Below are 15,776 nucleotides of genomic sequence, written 5' to 3'. Positions count from 1 at the left end.
GCTGTCCTCACTGCTTTCAGCATGAACGCCTTCGCCGCGAAGACCGAACTGACGGTCTATACCGCCCTCGAAGCCGAGCAACTGAAGAGCTACAAGCAGGCCTTCGAAGCCGCCAACCCGGACGTGGAAATCAAATGGGTGCGCGACTCCACCGGGATCATCACCGCCAAGCTGCTGGCGGAAAAAGCCCGGCCGCAGGCGGACGCGGTGTGGGGGCTGGCGGCCTCCAGCCTGGCGATCCTCGATCAGCAGGGCATGCTGCAAAGCTATGCGCCGAAGGATTTGGGCAAGATCGGCGGCAACTACCGCGACGCCGCCAACCCGCCGGCCTGGGTCGGCATGGACGTCTGGGCCGCGACCATCTGCTTCAACACCGTCGAGGCCGAAAAGCAGGGCCTGACCAAGCCGGTGAGCTGGCAGGACCTGACCAAGCCTGAGTACAAGGGCAAGATCGTCATGCCCAACCCGGCCTCGTCCGGCACCGGCTTCCTCGACGTCAGCGCCTGGTTGCAGACCTTCGGCGAGAAGCAGGGCTGGCAGTACATGGACGAGCTGCACCAGAACATCGGCCAGTACGTTCACTCCGGCTCCAAGCCGTGCAAGCTGGCGGCGGCCGGCGAATTCCCGATCGGCATTTCCTTCGAATACCCGGCCGTGCAGCTCAAGCGCCAGGGCGCGCCGCTGGACATCGTGCTGCCGAAGGAAGGCCTGGGCTGGGAAATCGAAGCCACCGCGGTAATCAAGGGCACCCCGCATGAAGAAGCCGCGAAGAAGCTCGCCGACTTCTCCGCCAGCCCCGCGGCCATGGAGCTGTACAAGGAAAACTTCGCCGTCCTGGCCCAGCCGGGGATCGCCAAGCCGCAGACCGAACTGCCGGCCGACTACGAGCAGCGCCTGATCAAGAACGACTTCGCCTGGGCCTCGAAGAACCGCGACCAGATCCTCGCCGAGTGGCGCAAGCGTTATGACGGCAAGTCCGAGAAGGTCGCCACGAAGTAACCGCAAGGTCTCCCTGTAGGAGCAGCCGGTCGACGCTCGATTGCTCGCGATGGAGGCCAACGATGACAAGGGCGTCCTGAATGCACGCGGTGCCCTTGGTTTTTTTCGCGAGCAAGCTCGCTCCTACAGGTCATCTCCCAAGGACAACATACACATGAGCAACCACAACGACCTGCTGATTGTCGGCGCCGGCATCCTCGGGCTGTCCCATGCCTATGCCGCGGCCAAGCGCGGTTTGCGGGTCACGGTTTTCGAGCGCAGCGCCACGCCCCTGGGCGCGTCGGTGCGCAATTTCGGCCAGGCCCTGGTGACCGGCCAGCCGCCTGGGGTGATGCTCGACCTGGCCAAGGCCAGCCGCGGCATCTGGGGTGACTGGGCCGAACTGGCCGGCTTGCCGCTCAAGCGCAACGGCTCTTACCTGTTCGCCCGCACCGAGGCCGAAGAGCAATTGCTGCAGGCCTTCTGCGCCGGACGCGCGCGGGAGCACGGCTACCGCGTCGAACTGCTGCGCGGCGCGGCCTTGAACGATTTGTACGGCGGGCGCTTGCGCCATCATCGCGCGGCGCTGCACGGTCTGGACGACCAGCAGCTGTATTCCCGCGAAGCCCTGCCGATGCTGATCGACTACCTGCGCCGCGACCTGGGGGTGGCGTTTCATTTCTCCACCCTGGTGCGCGACATCGAGCCCGGCCAGTTGCACAGCACCGCCGGCAGCTTTCGCGCGGCGCAGATCCTAGTCTGTTCCGGGCATGACTATCAGACCCTGCTGGCCGAGCCGATTGCCGCGCTGGCGCCGCAGGTCTGTCGCCTGCAAATGCTCCGCGCCCGGCCCGCCGTGCAGCTGGACCTGCAACACGCGCTGCTCACCGGCCTGAGCTGTGTGCATTACGGCGCCTTTGCCGACCTGCCCGAAGCGGCGGCGGTGCAGGCGCAGATCCTGCGGGACGCGCCGCACCTGCACGAAAACGGCATCCACCTGCTGATCAGCCCGACGCCCTATGGTGAGCTGATCATCGGCGACTCCCACCATTACGGCAGCGATCCCTCGCCGTTCAATGCCGAACAGGTGGACAACTGGATGCTCGAACTGGCCGAACACACCCTGGGCTGCAAGGTGCAGGTAATCGAGCGCTGGCAGGGTGTCTATGGCGCCCGCGGCCCGGGGCCGTTCTCGTTCCTGCGCCCGGCCGCCGGGGTCAGCGTGGCGCTGATGCACAGCGGTGTGGGCATGAGCGTCGGCCCGGCCATGGCCGAGGGCAATATCGCCCGTTTGCTGGAGGAAGCCTGATGGGGCCTGAGCAGCGGATCGCCGAGGTGTTCGGCCTGTACGAGCGTTTTGGCGACAGCGACTATATCGGCGAGCCGGTGTCGCAGCTCGAACACATGTCCCAGGCCGCGCAACGGGCCATGGCCGAGGGCTTCGACGACGAAGTGGTGTTGGCGGCGTTCTTCCACGATATCGGGCATATCTGTGTGCAGGATGCCGAGAACATGGGCGGTTTCGGCGTGGTCAGCCATGAACGGCTGGGCGCCGACTACCTGCGTCGCGCCGGTTTCAGCGAGCGCCTGGCGCGGCTGGTGGAGTACCACGTGCAGGCCAAGCGTTACCTGACCTTCAAGGAACCGGGCTATTACGAGCGGCTCAGCCAAGCCAGCCGGCGCACCCTGGAATACCAGGGCGGAGTGATGAGCGCCGAAGAGGCTCGGGCCTTCGAACAGGACCCGCTGTGCTCGGTCAGCCTGCGCTTGCGCCATTGGGACGAACAAGCCAAGGAACTGCGGGTGCCGGTGATGGATTTGCAGGTGCTCAAGGACAAGGCGGCGCGTCTGCTGAACCCCTGATTTTGTGGGTGCCTGGAAGATGGCTATCGCGGGCAAGCCTCGCTCCTACAGGATCAGTGCCGTCTGTAGGAGCGAGGCTTGCCCGCGATGGCGTCCGTGAGAACGGCGCTAACCTAATCCCCGACCACCAGCTTCTGCGCCAACGCCTCGATCTGCTCCTGGCGCTCGGCCTGGCTCAGCCGCGGCGCCGGGTTGAGGGATGACCACTGCGGATGGGCGCGGGCCTTGTTCAGTGCCTCCGGCAGCTTGCCCTCGCGCCAGCTCTGGTCCTGGGGCGTGGCCAGCTGGATGCTGCCCAGCGCCGCATGGCCGCGCACATTCAGCGCCTGCACCAGTTGCCGTTGGCGCAGGGCCAGCAGGCGCAGCACGCTGTCGTCCACGGTCAGCTCGCGCTGGCCCTTGAGCTTGCCCAGCAGGCGGCCGCCGTAGCTGCGGGCGGTTTGCAGCGCGCCGCCGGCGATCGCCCCGGCCAGGGCCGCCGCGCCCAGGGTCAGGCCACCCACCAGCAGATCGACGCCGGCCCCGGCCGCCGCGCCGGCGGCGATCCCGCCACCGACCCGCACGCCCAGCTGCTTGAGGGTTTCCGGGTTGAACAGGTCATCGCCCCAACGCCCGTCGAGCAGCGGCACATCGCTGGCGGCGGCATCCTGCGGGCGGAAGGCGTAGAGCTTGAGTAGCGATTCGACGCAGCGCTGCTCACGTTGACGCACGGCCTTGCGCAGTTCGCCAATGGCCTGTTGTTCCTGCTCGACCTCGCTGACCACGCTGCGCCGGCAGGCGGCGCAATCGATCAGCAGTTCGGCGATCAGCCGCGCGGCGCTTTGCTGGCGGGCCAGGCGCTGCGCCTGCTGATCGGCGATCAGGCGTTCCAGCTGTGGCCGCGAGCTTTCCAGGAGCAACGCCAGGCTTTCATACAGCCGCCGCTCGCCGTCCTCCGGCGGCGCCACGCTGTCGAACCGCACCAGCGCGTGCAGGCCCAGGCGGGCCAGGGCTTCGCGCCAGTCCGGCTCGCGATGGTCGGCGCTGCTGACGAAATTCAGCACCGGCAGCAGCGGCTTGCCGCAACTGGCGAGGACTTCCAGTTCGTCGCGGTACTTGGCCAGTACCGGCTCGCGGGCGTCGATTACATACAGCCCGGCGTCGGAGTCCAGCAGCTGGCGCAGCACCTTGGCTTCCTGTTCGAAACGCTGGCGCGCCTCGCTGCCTTCGAGAAACCGCACCAGGCGGGCCGGGCCGTCCAGGCGCTCGCCGGGGTGCTCCAGGCGTTCCAGGTAGTCGAGCAGGGCGATGGCGTCTTCCAGGCCGGGGGTGTCGTACAGGTCGAGCAGCGGTTCGCCGTCCACCGACAGCCGCGCGCCCTCGACATGGCGAGTGGTGCTGGGGCGATGGGAGACCTCGCCGAAGCCGACGTCCCGGGTCAGGGTGCGCAGCAGGGAGGTCTTGCCGACGTTGGTGTGGCCGACTACCGCCAGCTTCAACGGCGGTTTGCGAGGATCAGTCATGCCCGGTCTCCAGCCAGTTCAGCGGCACGCAATCGGCGAATGGCAGTTCCAGTTGTTGCAGGGCCACGTGCCAGTCACCCAGGCGTTCGGCATCCAGCGCCTGGCCCGGTGGCGCCTGCAACAGCCAGACCCGGGTGGCAGTGGCGCTGCGGGCCAGCTCGGCGATCAGCGCCAGGCTGCCACGGTCCGGCGAGCGCCGTGGATCGCAGGCGATGGCCAGGCGCGCCGGCGGAAAGCGGCTCATCTGTTCCAGCAGCTTGTGCCGGGATTCGCGGCTGTCGAGGATGCCGGCGTCTTTCACCGTGGCCGGCAATTGCGGTGGCCAAGGGCGCTGGTCGTCCAGTTCGATGGCCACCAGCAGGGCGCCATCGCTGTCCTGCGCGCTGACGCCGCCTTCGATACGGTGCAGCAAGTCGGGGGCGGCATCGTTGATCCCCAGGCGTTCGCTGCTGGGCATCAACGCTTCGCGCAGCTGGCTGTAGCCGGGGAGGTTGAGGTCCAGTTGCAGGCGCGCCTGCCCGTGCTTCCAGCGCCAGCGACAGAACAGCATCAACAGCAGGCGCGGCAGCACGCCGTAAATGATCAGCGAGGCCACCAGCCAGACGGCCCACATCTGGCGCACCAGTTCAGTGTTGTAAACATCCCGGGTGCTGGCGTGAATCATCTCTACGGTCGGTACGCCAAAACCTATGGCACGGGGTATGGCGGCGAGGGCGTTGGTCATCGCCACGAAGGCATCCGCGCCGAGCAGGGTGCTTTCCCAGTAGAACCCGTAGCGCTTGGTGATCAGCAGCATCAGCAGGATTGCCGTGGCGCTGAGCAGGGCCAGCAGCCACAAGCCGTTGACCAGGGTGCCGATGGCCCAGCGATTGAGTTTGCGCCGTTGCAGCAACAGCAGCAGGGCGGGCGCCAGCTGCGCGGCCTTGGCGTCGCGGGCGAGCTTGGCGCTGAGCCACAGCCACAGGCGGCCGAGGCTGGCGCCCTGTTCGCCGGCGAACAGCAGGCCCAGGGCCCAGCTCAGCAACAGGAGCAGGTTGAGACCGAGCAGGCTGCCCAGGGCCCAGAACACATTGACCGGCGCCTGCCCGTTGCCCAGGGCGGCGAAGGCCAGGCCGGCGCCGCTGACGATGGCCAGCAGCGCCAGCAGCATCAGCGCCAGGCGCGCACCCTGGACCCAGTGGCGCAGGGCAGCGGCCAGGCCGTCGCGTTCGGCCAGCCACAGCGCGCGGTATTGGAGGCGGCTCGCCAGATCGCCGCCAGCGGTGCGCGCCAGGCGATTGGCTTCCTGGTCCTCCAGGGCGCCGGCGTGTTCTTCACGCAGGCGTACGGCTTCGGTGAGCCAGAGTTTTTCCAGTGGGGTCAGTGCTGTCACACGTCATTCCGTTGCTCAAATGAGGGGTGAGCATAACCGCTGTCGCGCCGATCGGGGTACGTTGCGGGGCACCGAGCCTCTGGTATCCTCGCCGGCATGAAAAAATCTCTCCCTCTCAGCCTGATCGCGGCCCTCGGTGAAAACCGCGTGATCGGCGTCGACAACAGCATGCCCTGGCACTTGCCGGGGGATTTCAAATACTTCAAGGCCACCACCCTGGGCAAGCCGATCATCATGGGTCGCAAGACCTGGGATTCGCTGGGGCGTCCGCTGCCGGGGCGGCTGAATATCGTGGTCAGCCGCCAGGCCGACCTACGGCTCGAAGGCGCCGAGGTGTACCCGTCGCTGGACGCCGCGGTGGCGCGTGCCGAGGAATGGGCGCTGGAACAGGGCGTTACCGAGCTGATGCTGATCGGCGGGGCGCAGCTGTATGCCCAGGGCCTGGAGCAGGCCGATCGCCTGTACCTGACACGCGTGGCGTTGAGCCCGGAAGGGGATGCGTGGTTCCCGGAGTTCGATCAGCAGCAGTGGAAACTGGTGTCTGACGTGCCGAACCCGGCGGAAGGCGACAAGCCGGCCTACAGCTTCGAAGTCTGGGAAAGGGTTTAACCCCGTAGCCCTGTAGCCGCTGCCGAGCTCGCGAGGCTGCGATCGAGGACGAAGTCCTCGCAAAACCTGAGCACGCGGTGTTTCAGGAAAAACAGGTTGTCTGGTTTTACGACTGCTTCGCAGTCGATCGCAGCCTCGCGAGCTCGGCAGCGGCTACAGGTCGTGATCCCGTTCCGGGCGTGAACCCGGAACGGGGCTGAAAGATCAGGCCTGCGCCAGCTCCGCATGCTCATCGGCATCGAGCTTTTCTTTATCGGTCTGCTGCATGATCTGGCTGGTGATCGCACCGGCGGTCATCGAACCGCTGACGTTCAGTGCGGTACGGCCCATGTCGATCAGCGGCTCCACGGAAATCAGCAGCGCCACCAGGGACACCGGCAAGCCCATGGCCGGCAGCACGATCAGCGCGGCGAAGGTCGCGCCACCGCCCACCCCGGCCACACCGGCCGAACTCAAGGTCACTATCGCCACCAGGGTCGCGATCCACAGCGGGTCCAGCGGGTTGATGCCCACGGTCGGGGCCACCATCACCGCCAGCATCGCTGGGTACAGGCCGGCGCAGCCGTTCTGGCCGATGGTCGCGCCGAACGAGGCGGCGAAGCTGGCGATGGACTGTGGAATGCCCAGGCGGCTGGTCTGCGCCTCGATGCTCAGCGGGATGGTCGCGGCGCTGGAGCGGCTAGTGAAGGCAAAGGTCAGCACCGGCCAGACCTTGCGGAAGAAGCGCAGCGGGTTGATCCCGGCCAGCGACACCAGCAGGCCGTGAACCACGAACATCAGGCCCAGGCCGATGTACGACACCACCACGAAACTGCCGAGCTTGATGATGTCCTGCAGGTTGGAGCTGGCGACCACCTTGGTCATCAGCGCCAGCACGCCGTAAGGGGTCAGCTTCATCACCAGGCGCACCAGGCGGGTGACCCAGGCTTGCAGGGTGTCGATGGCGTTGACCACTTTCTGGCCCTTGTCGGCGTCGTCCTTGAGCAGTTGCAGGGCGGCGATACCGAGGAAGGCGGCGAAGATCACCACGCTGATGATCGAGGTCGGCTTGGCCCGGGCCAGGTCGGCGAAGGGGTTCTGCGGAATGAAGGACAGCAGCAACTGCGGGATATTCAGGTCGGCGACCTTGCCCGCGTAATCGCTCTGGATCACCTGCAGGCGAGCCATTTCCTGGGTACCGGCCACCAATCCTTCGGCGGTCAGGTCGAACAGGTTGGTCAGGGCGATGCCGATCACCGCGGCGATGGCGGTGGTGAACAGCAGGGTGCCGATGGTCAGGAAGCTGATTTTGCCCAGGGACGAGGCGTTGTGCAGGCGCGCCACGGCGCTGAGGATCGAGGCGAACACCAGCGGGATCACGATCATCTGCAGCAGCTGCACGTAACCGTTGCCCACCAGGTCGAACCAGCCGATGGAGGTTTTCAGGATGGGGTTGCCGGCACCGTAGAGGCTGTGCAGGGCAACACCGAAGACCACGCCCAGCACCAGCGCCAGCAGGACCTTCTTGGCCAGGCTCCAGGTGGTGTGACGGGTTTGTGCCAGGCCCAGCAGCAAGGCGAGGAACACCAGCAGATTGAGGATCAGCGGCAGGTTCATTGAGGCTCCATAAGACTTGTGCCAATCGCTTGTGGCTGCGATTGCGAACCGGCAAGCCTAACAGCTTGATATCTAATGAATTAATATCAAAAACGCATTGAGACTGTCGTTTTTGGAATAAGCCGCTGACGCTCAGGCACATGCCGGTGGCGGAATCAGGACGCGGGCGGTCGCCCACAGGCGAGGATTGTCACAGCGATTTGTTAGCGTCGATCTCTTTAAATCAGGGAGAAAACGCCGATGAAACTCACTCCGAAATTTCTGGTTGCCGCACTCTGCCTGGGCCTTGCCGGCCAGGTTCTCGCCACCGACTTGAAGCACTGGCCCGCGGAACAGGCCAAGCAACTGGACGCGATGATCGCGGCCAACGCCAACAAGGGTAACTACGCGGTGTTCGACATGGACAACACCAGTTACCGCTACGACCTGGAAGAGTCGCTGCTGCCGTTCATGGAGAACAAGGGCCTGATCACCCGCGAGACCCTCGACCCCTCCCTGAAGCTGATGCCGTTCAAGGACACCGCCGAGCACAAGGAAAGCCTGTTCAGCTACTACTACCGCCTCTGTGAAGTCGACGACATGGTCTGCTACCCCTGGGTGGCGCAAGTCTTCTCCGGCTTCACCCTCAAGGAACTCAAGGGCTATGTCGACGAGCTGATGGCCTCGGGCAAACCGGTGCCGGCCACTTATTTCGAAGGCGACGTGGTCAAGAACACCGAGATCAATCCGCCGAAGATCTTCACCGGCCAGAAAGAGCTGTACAACAAGCTGATGGAGAACGGCATCGAGGTCTATGTGATGACCGCCGCCTCCGAGGAACTGGTGCGCATGGTCGCCTCCGATCCGAAGTACGGCTACAACGTCAAGCCGCAGAACGTCATCGGCGTGACCACCCTGCTCAAGGATCGCAAGACCGGCGAGCTGACCACCGCGCGCAAGCAGATCACCGCCGGCAAATATGACGAGAAGGCCAACCTCGGCCTGGAACTGACCCCTTACCTGTGGACCCCGGCGACCTGGATGGCCGGCAAGCACGCAGCGATCCTGACCTACATCGACGAGTGGAAAAAACCGGTGCTGGTGGGCGGCGACACCCCGACCAGCGACGGCTACATGCTGTTCCACGATGTCGACGTGGCCAAGGGCGGCATCCACCTGTGGGTCAACCGCAAGGACAAGTACATGACCCAGATCAACGGCATGATGGCCAAGCACGCCGCGGCCCAGGCCAAGGAAGGGCTGCCGGTGACGGCGGACAAGAACTGGGTGATCGTCAAGCCGGAAGATATCCAGTAACAGCGGGTTGAACCCATCGCGGGCAAGCCTCGTTCCTACAGGATCAGTGCCGTCTGTAGGAGCGAGGCTTGCCCGCGATAGGCCTCGCAGAGGCCGATCTCCAGGCAAAAAAATGCCCCGCACTTGGCGGGGCATTTTCATTCAGCGGCAGGCAATCACAGGCCGTTGAGCATTGCCTTGTTGCGCACCGCGCCCTTGTCGGCGCTGGTGGCCAGCAGGGCGTAGGCTTTCAGGGCGGTGGTCACCTTGCGTGGGCGTTTTTCCGCGGGCTTCCAGCCTTTCTTGTCCTGCTCCACACGGCGCGCGGCCAGTTCTTCGTCGCTGACCAACAGGTTGATCGAGCGGTTCGGAATGTCGATCAGCACCTTGTCGCCGTCCTGGACCAGGCCGATGGCGCCGCCCGCCGCTGCTTCCGGCGAAGCGTGGCCGATGGACAGGCCCGAGGTACCGCCGGAGAAGCGGCCGTCGGTCAGCAGGGCACAGGCTTTGCCCAGGCCCTTGGACTTCAGGTAGGAGGTCGGGTAGAGCATTTCCTGCATGCCCGGGCCGCCTTTCGGACCTTCGTAGCGAATGATGACGATGTCGCCTTCCTTCACTTCGTCGGCGAGGATGCCGCGTACTGCGCTGTCCTGGCTTTCGAAGATCTTCGCGTTGCCTTCGAAGACGTGGATCGACTCGTCGACGCCGGCGGTCTTCACCACGCAGCCGTCCAGGGCGATGTTGCCGTACAGCACGGCCAGGCCGCCTTCTTTCGAGTAGGCGTGCTCGACGCTGCGAATGCAGCCGTGTTCACGGTCGTCGTCGAGGCTCGGCCAGCGGGTCGACTGGCTGAACGCGGTCTGGGTCGGGATGCCGGCCGGGCCTGCCTTGAAGAAGTGGTGCACCGCTTCGTCGTTGGTCTGGGTGATGTCCCACTTGGCGATGGCTTCTTCCATGCTGCGGCTGTGCACGGTCGGCAGGTCGGTGTGCAGCAGGCCGCCACGGGCCAGGGAACCGAGGATGCTGAAGATGCCGCCAGCGCGGTGCACGTCTTCCATGTGGTACTTCTGGATGTTCGGCGCCACCTTGCACAGCTGCGGCACGCTGCGGGACAGGCGGTCGATGTCGCGCAGGTCGAAGTCGATCTCGGCTTCCTGGGCGGCGGCCAGCAGGTGCAGGATGGTGTTGGTCGAACCGCCCATGGCGATGTCGAGCATCATGGCGTTCTCGAACGCCTTGAAGTTGGCGATGTTGCGCGGCAGCACCGACTCGTCGTTCTCGCCGTAGTAGCGCTTGCACAGCTCGACGATGGTGCGGCCGGCCTGCAGGAACAGCTGCTCGCGGTCGCTGTGGGTGGCCAGGGTCGAACCGTTGCCCGGCAGGGCCAGGCCCAGGGCTTCGGTCAGGCAGTTCATCGAGTTGGCGGTGAACATGCCGGAGCACGAACCGCAGGTCGGGCAGGCGCTGCGCTCGTACTCGGCGACCTTCTCGTCAGAAGCGCTGGAGTCGGCGGCGATCACCATGGCGTCGACCAGGTCGAGGCCGTGGGAGGCGAGCTTGGTCTTGCCGGCTTCCATCGGGCCGCCGGAGACGAAGATCACCGGGATGTTCAGGCGCAGGGCGGCCATCAGCATGCCGGGGGTGATCTTGTCGCAGTTGGAGATGCAGACGATGGCGTCGGCGCAGTGGGCGTTGACCATGTATTCCACGGAGTCGGCGATGATCTCGCGGCTCGGCAGCGAATACAGCATGCCGTCGTGGCCCATGGCGATGCCGTCATCCACGGCGATGGTGTTGAACTCCTTGGCCACGCCGCCGGCGCGTTCGATTTCGCGGGCGACCAGCTGGCCCAGATCCTTGAGGTGCACGTGGCCCGGTACGAACTGGGTGAAGGAGTTGGCAATGGCGATGATCGGCTTCTTGAAGTCGTCATCTTTCATCCCCGTGGCGCGCCACAGTGCGCGGGCGCCGGCCATGTTGCGGCCGTGGGTGGATGTTTTCGAGCGGTAATCAGGCATGGAGCACTCCGGGCGGCTAATCAGGTAACAAATGGGGAGTGAGCTTCTATTGACCTCTGGAACACTCAGAAATGGCCGTGTGTCCTGAAGCTGCCGATGACGCCGCGGGATCGCCGCGCGCCTCAGCCTGAGCTCATAAACCCGCCGGGGGATGACTGGCGATGAATCTCGCGATTCTACACCGCTGGCGCCAGGAAGGAATGCCGTGGCCGCTCTACGGCGTCGATTGCCTGGATATGGAAATGGGCAGCCGACGATCAGGGACTGGTTTAGACTCGCCGGCCTTCGATCACCTTCCAAATGGAGCTGGAATGTCCGCGACGCTGCGATCCTTGAGGTTCTACTTTTTTGTTGGCCTGGGGCAGGGCCTGCTGCTGATGTGGACCGTCCTTTACAGCGGCTTGTCCGGTGTCGCCATGGCCGCGCTGGCGGCTGCCCTGTTGATGGGCGGTGGGCTGCTGCAACTGCTGGCCGAGCAGCGACGCCAGCCGCGGACCTGGATCGCGATGCTGCTGGTGGCGTTGGGTGCGGTGGGGCTGGTGTGGGCCTGCAGTGGTCTGCCCTTCAGCCTTGGCGTGGGGGGCGGCGTGACAGCCGGCCTGCTGCTGATGACCCTGCTCGGTGCCACGCTGCTGCAGGGGCGTGACCATCTGTGGCGACGGCTGCTCGGCAACGGCGCCTGGGTGCTGCTGGCTTTGCCCATGCCCTGGCTGGCGCAGTGGTTGTTCAAGCTATGGATTCAGCACCGCCACCTCGACCCCTTCAAGAGCGGACTCCTGTCCCTGGCGTTTTTTGCCGCGCCGACCCTCGCGTTCTCCGGCGCCATGTTCCTCGGCGCTTTATGGCGCGCGCGCGCCGTCGGGCACAGGTCGCTTGAGCGCTGAGTATTGGGTGAGGAGGTGGTGGGGGCAATCGGCATGGATGCCCCTTGCCGCGTGGGGCAAGGGGCGTCCAGTCAGGCTCAGCTGTTAGGCAGCAGGCGGCAGATGATGCTCTTGATGTAGCGGGTTTCCGGGATGGCCGGGTGCACCGGGTGGTCCGGGCCCTGGCCGCCGCGTTCCAGCAGCTGGATATTGCGGTCCAGGTGGCGGGCGCTGGTGAGCAGGATGTTCTGCAGGTCGTCTTCCGGCAGGTGCATCGAGCACGAAGCGCTGACCAGGATGCCGTCCTTGCTGAGCAGGCGCATGGCCTGTTCGTTCAGGCGGCGGTAGGCGCCTTCGCCGTTCTTCAGGTCTTTCTTGCGTTTGATGAAGGCGGGCGGGTCGGCCACGATCACGTCGAAACGCTCTTCGGCGGCCTTGAGTTCTTTCAGGGCCTCGAACACGTCGCCTTCGATGCAGGTGACTTTCTCGGCGATGCCGTTCAGTGCGGCGTTGCGCTCAACGCCATCGAGGGCGAAGCCCGAGGCATCGACACAGAACACTTCGCTGGCACCGAAGGCACCGGCCTGCACGCCCCAGCCGCCGATGTAGCTGAACAGGTCCAGCACGCGCTTGCCCTTGGCGTAAGGCGCCAGGCGGGCGCGGTTCATGCGGTGGTCGTAGAACCAGCCGGTTTTCTGGCCTTCCATCACCGGGGCTTCGAACTTCACGCCGTTCTCTTCCAGGGCGACCCACTCCGGCACCAGGCCGAACACGGTTTCCACGTAACGGTTGAGGCCTTCGGCATCACGCGCGGCGGAGTCGTTCTTGAACAGGATGCCGCTGGGCTTGAGGACCTGGACCAGGGCGGCGATCACGTCGTCCTTGTGCTGTTCCATGGTCGCCGACGCCAGCTGCACCACGAGGATGTCGCCGAAACGGTCGACCACCAGGCCCGGCAGCAGGTCGGAGTCGCCGTAGACCAGGCGGTAGAACGGCTTGTCGAACAGGCGCTCGCGCAGCGACAGGGCCACGTTCAGGCGGTGCACCAGCAGCGACTTGTCCAGCGCCAGCTTGGCGTCGCGCGACAGCAGGCGGGCGCAGATCAGGTTGTTCGGGCTCATGGCGATGACGCCCAGCGGCTTGCCGCCGGCGGCTTCCAGCACTGCCTGGTCGCCTGCCTTGAAGCCGTGGAGTGGGGTGGCGGCTACATCGATTTCGTTGCTGTAGACCCACAGGTGGCCGGCGCGCAGGCGGCGATCGGCGTTGGCTTTGAGGCGCAGGCTTGGCAGGGACATGACGTCGCTCCGGAAAAAAGAGCGGGAGTATAACGTGTTGCGCTCGCCGAGAGGCTGGCGAGTGGATATGCGGTGACAGGGCAAACCCGCCATGGATATCCCGCGCCTGCCCCGGCGTTGCCCCGAGGCGCTCGTTGTAAAGTTCCTCTCGGGTGGCCATGGGCGCCTTTTAAAGGGTTAGAATCGCCGCCTAGTCCAGAGTGCGTATCTATGTCCCAAGAGCTTTCCGCCGAACAGATTCAACAGGCCCTGCAAGGCATCAGCGTGCCGCCCCAACCGCAAATCATGGTGGATTTGCAGATGGAGCAGTACATGCCCGACCCTGACCTGGAAGTGATCGCGCGGCTGATCTCCCAGGATCCGGGCCTTTCCGGCGCCCTGCTGAAAATCGTCAACTCGCCGTATTACGGGCTGAGCAACAAGATCGCCTCGATCCAGCGCGCGGTGAACCTGCTGGGTAGCCGTTCGATCATCAACCTGATCAACGCGCAGTCGATCAAGGGCGAGATGAGCGACGAAACCATCGTCACCCTCAATCGTTTCTGGGACACCGCCCAGGATGTGGCGATGACCTGCCTGACCCTGGCCAAGCGCACCGGCTCGCAAGCGGTCGACGAGGCCTATGCCCTGGGGTTGTTCCACGATTGCGGCGTGCCGCTGATGCTCAAGCGCTTCCCCGACTACATGACGGTGCTGGAAGAGGCCTACGCCAGCGCGGGCCCCGAGAACCGGGTGGTGGACACGGAAAACCGTGTGTTCAATACCAACCACGCGGTGGTCGGTTACTACACGGCCAAGTCCTGGCGCCTGCCGGAGCACGTGACCAACGCCATCGCCAATCACCACAACGCCCTGGCGATCTTCAGCGACGAGTCGTCGCGCAACAGCCAGCTGAAAAACCTGCTGGCGATCCTGAAAATGGCCGAGCATATCTGCGCGTCCTACCGGGTGCTGGGCAATCAGGTCGATGATCATGAATGGAACAGCATCGGCCATCTGATCCTCGATTACGTCGGCCTGTCCGACTATGACTTCGAGAACCTCAAGGAAACCGTGCGCGAACTGGGCGCGCACTGATTCCCGACCACGTTATAGAGAACACGAGGCGCACATGCCTGAATTACCGGAAGTCGAAACCACCCGGCGCGGTATCGCGCCGCACCTGGAAGGGCAGCGCGTCAGCCGCGTGATCGTGCGCGAGCGGCGTCTGCGCTGGCCGATTCCGGAAGACCTCGATGTGCGCCTGTCCGGCCAGCAGATCGTCAAGGTCGAGCGCCGCGCCAAGTACCTGCTGATCAATGCCGAAGTCGGCACCCTGATCAGTCACCTGGGTATGTCGGGCAACCTGCGCCTGGTGGAAGTCGGCCTGCCGGCGGCCAAGCACGAGCATGTCGATATCGAGCTGGAGTCCGGCCTGGCACTGCGCTACACCGACCCGCGGCGCTTTGGCGCGATGCTCTGGAGCCTCGATCCGCTCAATCACGAGCTGCTGATCCGCCTGGGGCCGGAGCCGCTGACCGACCTGTTCGACGGCGAGCGCCTGTATCAGCTGTCGCGGGGACGTTCGATGGCGGTCAAGCCGTTCATCATGGACAACGCGGTGGTGGTGGGGGTGGGCAATATCTACGCGACCGAAGCGCTGTTCGCCGCCGGTATCGATCCGCGTCGCGAAGCCAAGGGGATTTCCCGGGCGCGCTACCTGAAGCTGGCGATCGAGATCAAACGTATCCTGGCCGCGGCCATCGAGCGCGGCGGCACCACCCTGCGCGACTTTATCGGCGGCGACGGGCAGCCGGGCTATTTCCAGCAGGAACTGTTCGTCTACGGGCGTGGCGGGGAACACTGCAAGGTCTGTGGCACGGGGCTGCGCGAGATCAAGCTGGGGCAGCGTGCGAGCGTGTTCTGCCCTAAATGCCAGAGCTGAAAAGCATCGCGGGCAAGCCTCGCTCCTACAGAAGCAAAACCCTGTAGGCGCGAGCGGGCGGCGATCCGACTTGTCCGCGAAGGCGTCCAGCCAGACGCTAAATTTCTCAAGCCTTGCCGGTGATCTTCCGGTACTTGGCCATCAACTCTTCTTCGGTTTCCGGGTGGGCCTCGTCCAGTGGGATGCAGTCCACCGGGCAGACCTGCTGGCATTGCGGCTCGTCATAGTGGCCGACACATTGGGTGCACAGGTTCGGGTCGATCACGTAGATCTCTTCGCCTTGGGAAATCGCGGCGTTCGGGCACTCGGGTTCGCAGACGTCGCAGTTGATGCAATCGTCGGTGATGATCAGGGACATGGGGCACTCCGGCCAGGGCGGCGGGCCCAGGCATTTGAAAAACCAATGGCGCAATTGTGCCGCATTGGCGAGCGCAGTGCACGCGGGGCTCGATGGGAGGGGCGTTTGCAGGTCGACTGCGCG

At 64.9% G+C, this 15,776-nt stretch carries 14 protein-coding genes; 8 read left to right on the top strand and 6 right to left on the bottom strand.

The features are described from left to right. From J4D28_RS29720 to J4D28_RS29710, 3 genes are all read left to right on the top strand, one after another. Positions 1-999: putative 2-aminoethylphosphonate ABC transporter substrate-binding protein (locus J4D28_RS29720; RefSeq protein ID WP_207246513.1), on the top strand; the 999-nt coding region annotated here is incomplete at its 5' end. A gap of 154 nt (positions 1,000-1,153) precedes the next feature. Further along, a complete protein-coding gene (locus J4D28_RS29715; protein ID WP_028683533.1) occupies positions 1,154-2,287 on the top strand; it encodes a TIGR03364 family FAD-dependent oxidoreductase in 1,134 nt (377 codons plus the stop codon). Next, positions 2,287-2,841 carry a phosphonate degradation HD-domain oxygenase gene (locus J4D28_RS29710; RefSeq protein WP_009051343.1) on the top strand — a complete coding sequence of 185 codons (555 nt, stop codon included), beginning with the start codon at positions 2,287-2,289 and terminating at the stop codon, positions 2,839-2,841. Before J4D28_RS29715 ends, J4D28_RS29710 begins: the two co-directional genes overlap by 1 nt. 113 nt (positions 2,842-2,954) lie before the next feature. Here J4D28_RS29710 and J4D28_RS29705 read toward each other — a convergent pair whose 3' ends face one another. Continuing rightward, a complete protein-coding gene (locus tag J4D28_RS29705; protein ID WP_103331437.1) occupies positions 2,955-4,343 on the bottom strand; it encodes a GTPase/DUF3482 domain-containing protein in 1,389 nt (462 codons plus the stop codon). Next, positions 4,336-5,715: a DUF2868 domain-containing protein gene (locus tag J4D28_RS29700; RefSeq protein ID WP_038636051.1), complete on the bottom strand. Its 1,380-nt coding sequence runs from the start codon at positions 5,713-5,715 to the stop codon at positions 4,336-4,338. Before J4D28_RS29700 ends, J4D28_RS29705 begins: the two co-directional genes overlap by 8 nt. A gap of 96 nt (positions 5,716-5,811) precedes the next feature. On the opposite strand from J4D28_RS29700, the gene J4D28_RS29695 reads away from it, so the two are divergent. Continuing rightward, the gene (locus J4D28_RS29695) at positions 5,812-6,324 is read left to right on the top strand and encodes a dihydrofolate reductase (RefSeq protein WP_103331438.1); all 513 of its coding nucleotides are present in this window, start codon (positions 5,812-5,814) and stop codon (positions 6,322-6,324) included. Between the two features lie 204 nt (positions 6,325-6,528). On the opposite strand, the gene J4D28_RS29690 is transcribed toward J4D28_RS29695, so the two are convergent. Continuing rightward, on the bottom strand, positions 6,529-7,920 hold the full coding sequence (locus J4D28_RS29690; protein ID WP_009051340.1) for an L-cystine transporter: 1,392 nt from the start codon (positions 7,918-7,920) through the stop codon (positions 6,529-6,531). A 240-nt stretch (positions 7,921-8,160) separates the two neighbouring features. On the opposite strand from J4D28_RS29690, the gene J4D28_RS29685 reads away from it, so the two are divergent. Beyond that, entirely contained in the window at positions 8,161-9,216 is a 1,056-nt protein-coding gene (locus tag J4D28_RS29685) for a phosphorylcholine phosphatase (RefSeq protein ID WP_009051339.1), read from the top strand. Between the two features lie 155 nt (positions 9,217-9,371). Here J4D28_RS29685 and ilvD read toward each other — a convergent pair whose 3' ends face one another. Further along, a complete protein-coding gene (gene ilvD, locus J4D28_RS29680; RefSeq protein WP_103331439.1) occupies positions 9,372-11,213 on the bottom strand; it encodes a dihydroxy-acid dehydratase in 1,842 nt (613 codons plus the stop codon). Positions 11,214-11,524: 311 nt separating this feature from the next. Here ilvD and J4D28_RS29675 point away from each other — a divergent pair, with 311 nt between their 5' ends. Further along, positions 11,525-12,097: a hypothetical protein gene (locus J4D28_RS29675; protein WP_103331440.1), complete on the top strand. Its 573-nt coding sequence runs from the start codon at positions 11,525-11,527 to the stop codon at positions 12,095-12,097. 77 nt (positions 12,098-12,174) lie between these two features. Here the strand turns inward: J4D28_RS29675 and J4D28_RS29670 are convergent, their stop codons facing one another. Continuing rightward, complete coding sequence (locus J4D28_RS29670) at positions 12,175-13,371, bottom strand: class I SAM-dependent rRNA methyltransferase (RefSeq protein WP_103331441.1); 1,197 nt, start codon at positions 13,369-13,371, stop codon at positions 12,175-12,177. 264 nt (positions 13,372-13,635) lie between these two features. Between J4D28_RS29670 and J4D28_RS29665 the strand changes: the two genes are divergently transcribed. Both J4D28_RS29665 and mutM read left to right on the top strand, forming a co-directional pair. After that, positions 13,636-14,448, top strand: coding sequence for an HDOD domain-containing protein (locus J4D28_RS29665; RefSeq protein WP_164485217.1), 813 nt, complete (start codon positions 13,636-13,638; stop codon positions 14,446-14,448). Positions 14,449-14,482: 34 nt separating this feature from the next. After that, positions 14,483-15,295, top strand: a complete 813-nt coding sequence (gene mutM / locus J4D28_RS29660) for a bifunctional DNA-formamidopyrimidine glycosylase/DNA-(apurinic or apyrimidinic site) lyase (RefSeq protein WP_007921258.1) — start codon at positions 14,483-14,485, stop codon at positions 15,293-15,295. Positions 15,296-15,401: 106 nt separating this feature from the next. On the opposite strand, the gene J4D28_RS29655 is transcribed toward mutM, so the two are convergent. Continuing rightward, a complete protein-coding gene (locus J4D28_RS29655) occupies positions 15,402-15,653 on the bottom strand; it encodes a YfhL family 4Fe-4S dicluster ferredoxin (RefSeq protein ID WP_007921257.1) in 252 nt (83 codons plus the stop codon). Positions 15,654-15,776: the final 123 nt, after the last annotated feature.

The organism is Pseudomonas sp. GW531-T4, assembly GCF_017349615.1.
GTDB lineage: Bacteria > Pseudomonadota > Gammaproteobacteria > Pseudomonadales > Pseudomonadaceae > Aquipseudomonas > Aquipseudomonas chlororaphis_I.
Note: the sequence above shows the minus strand (reverse complement) of the source record. Positions and strands in the feature narration are given on the sequence as shown.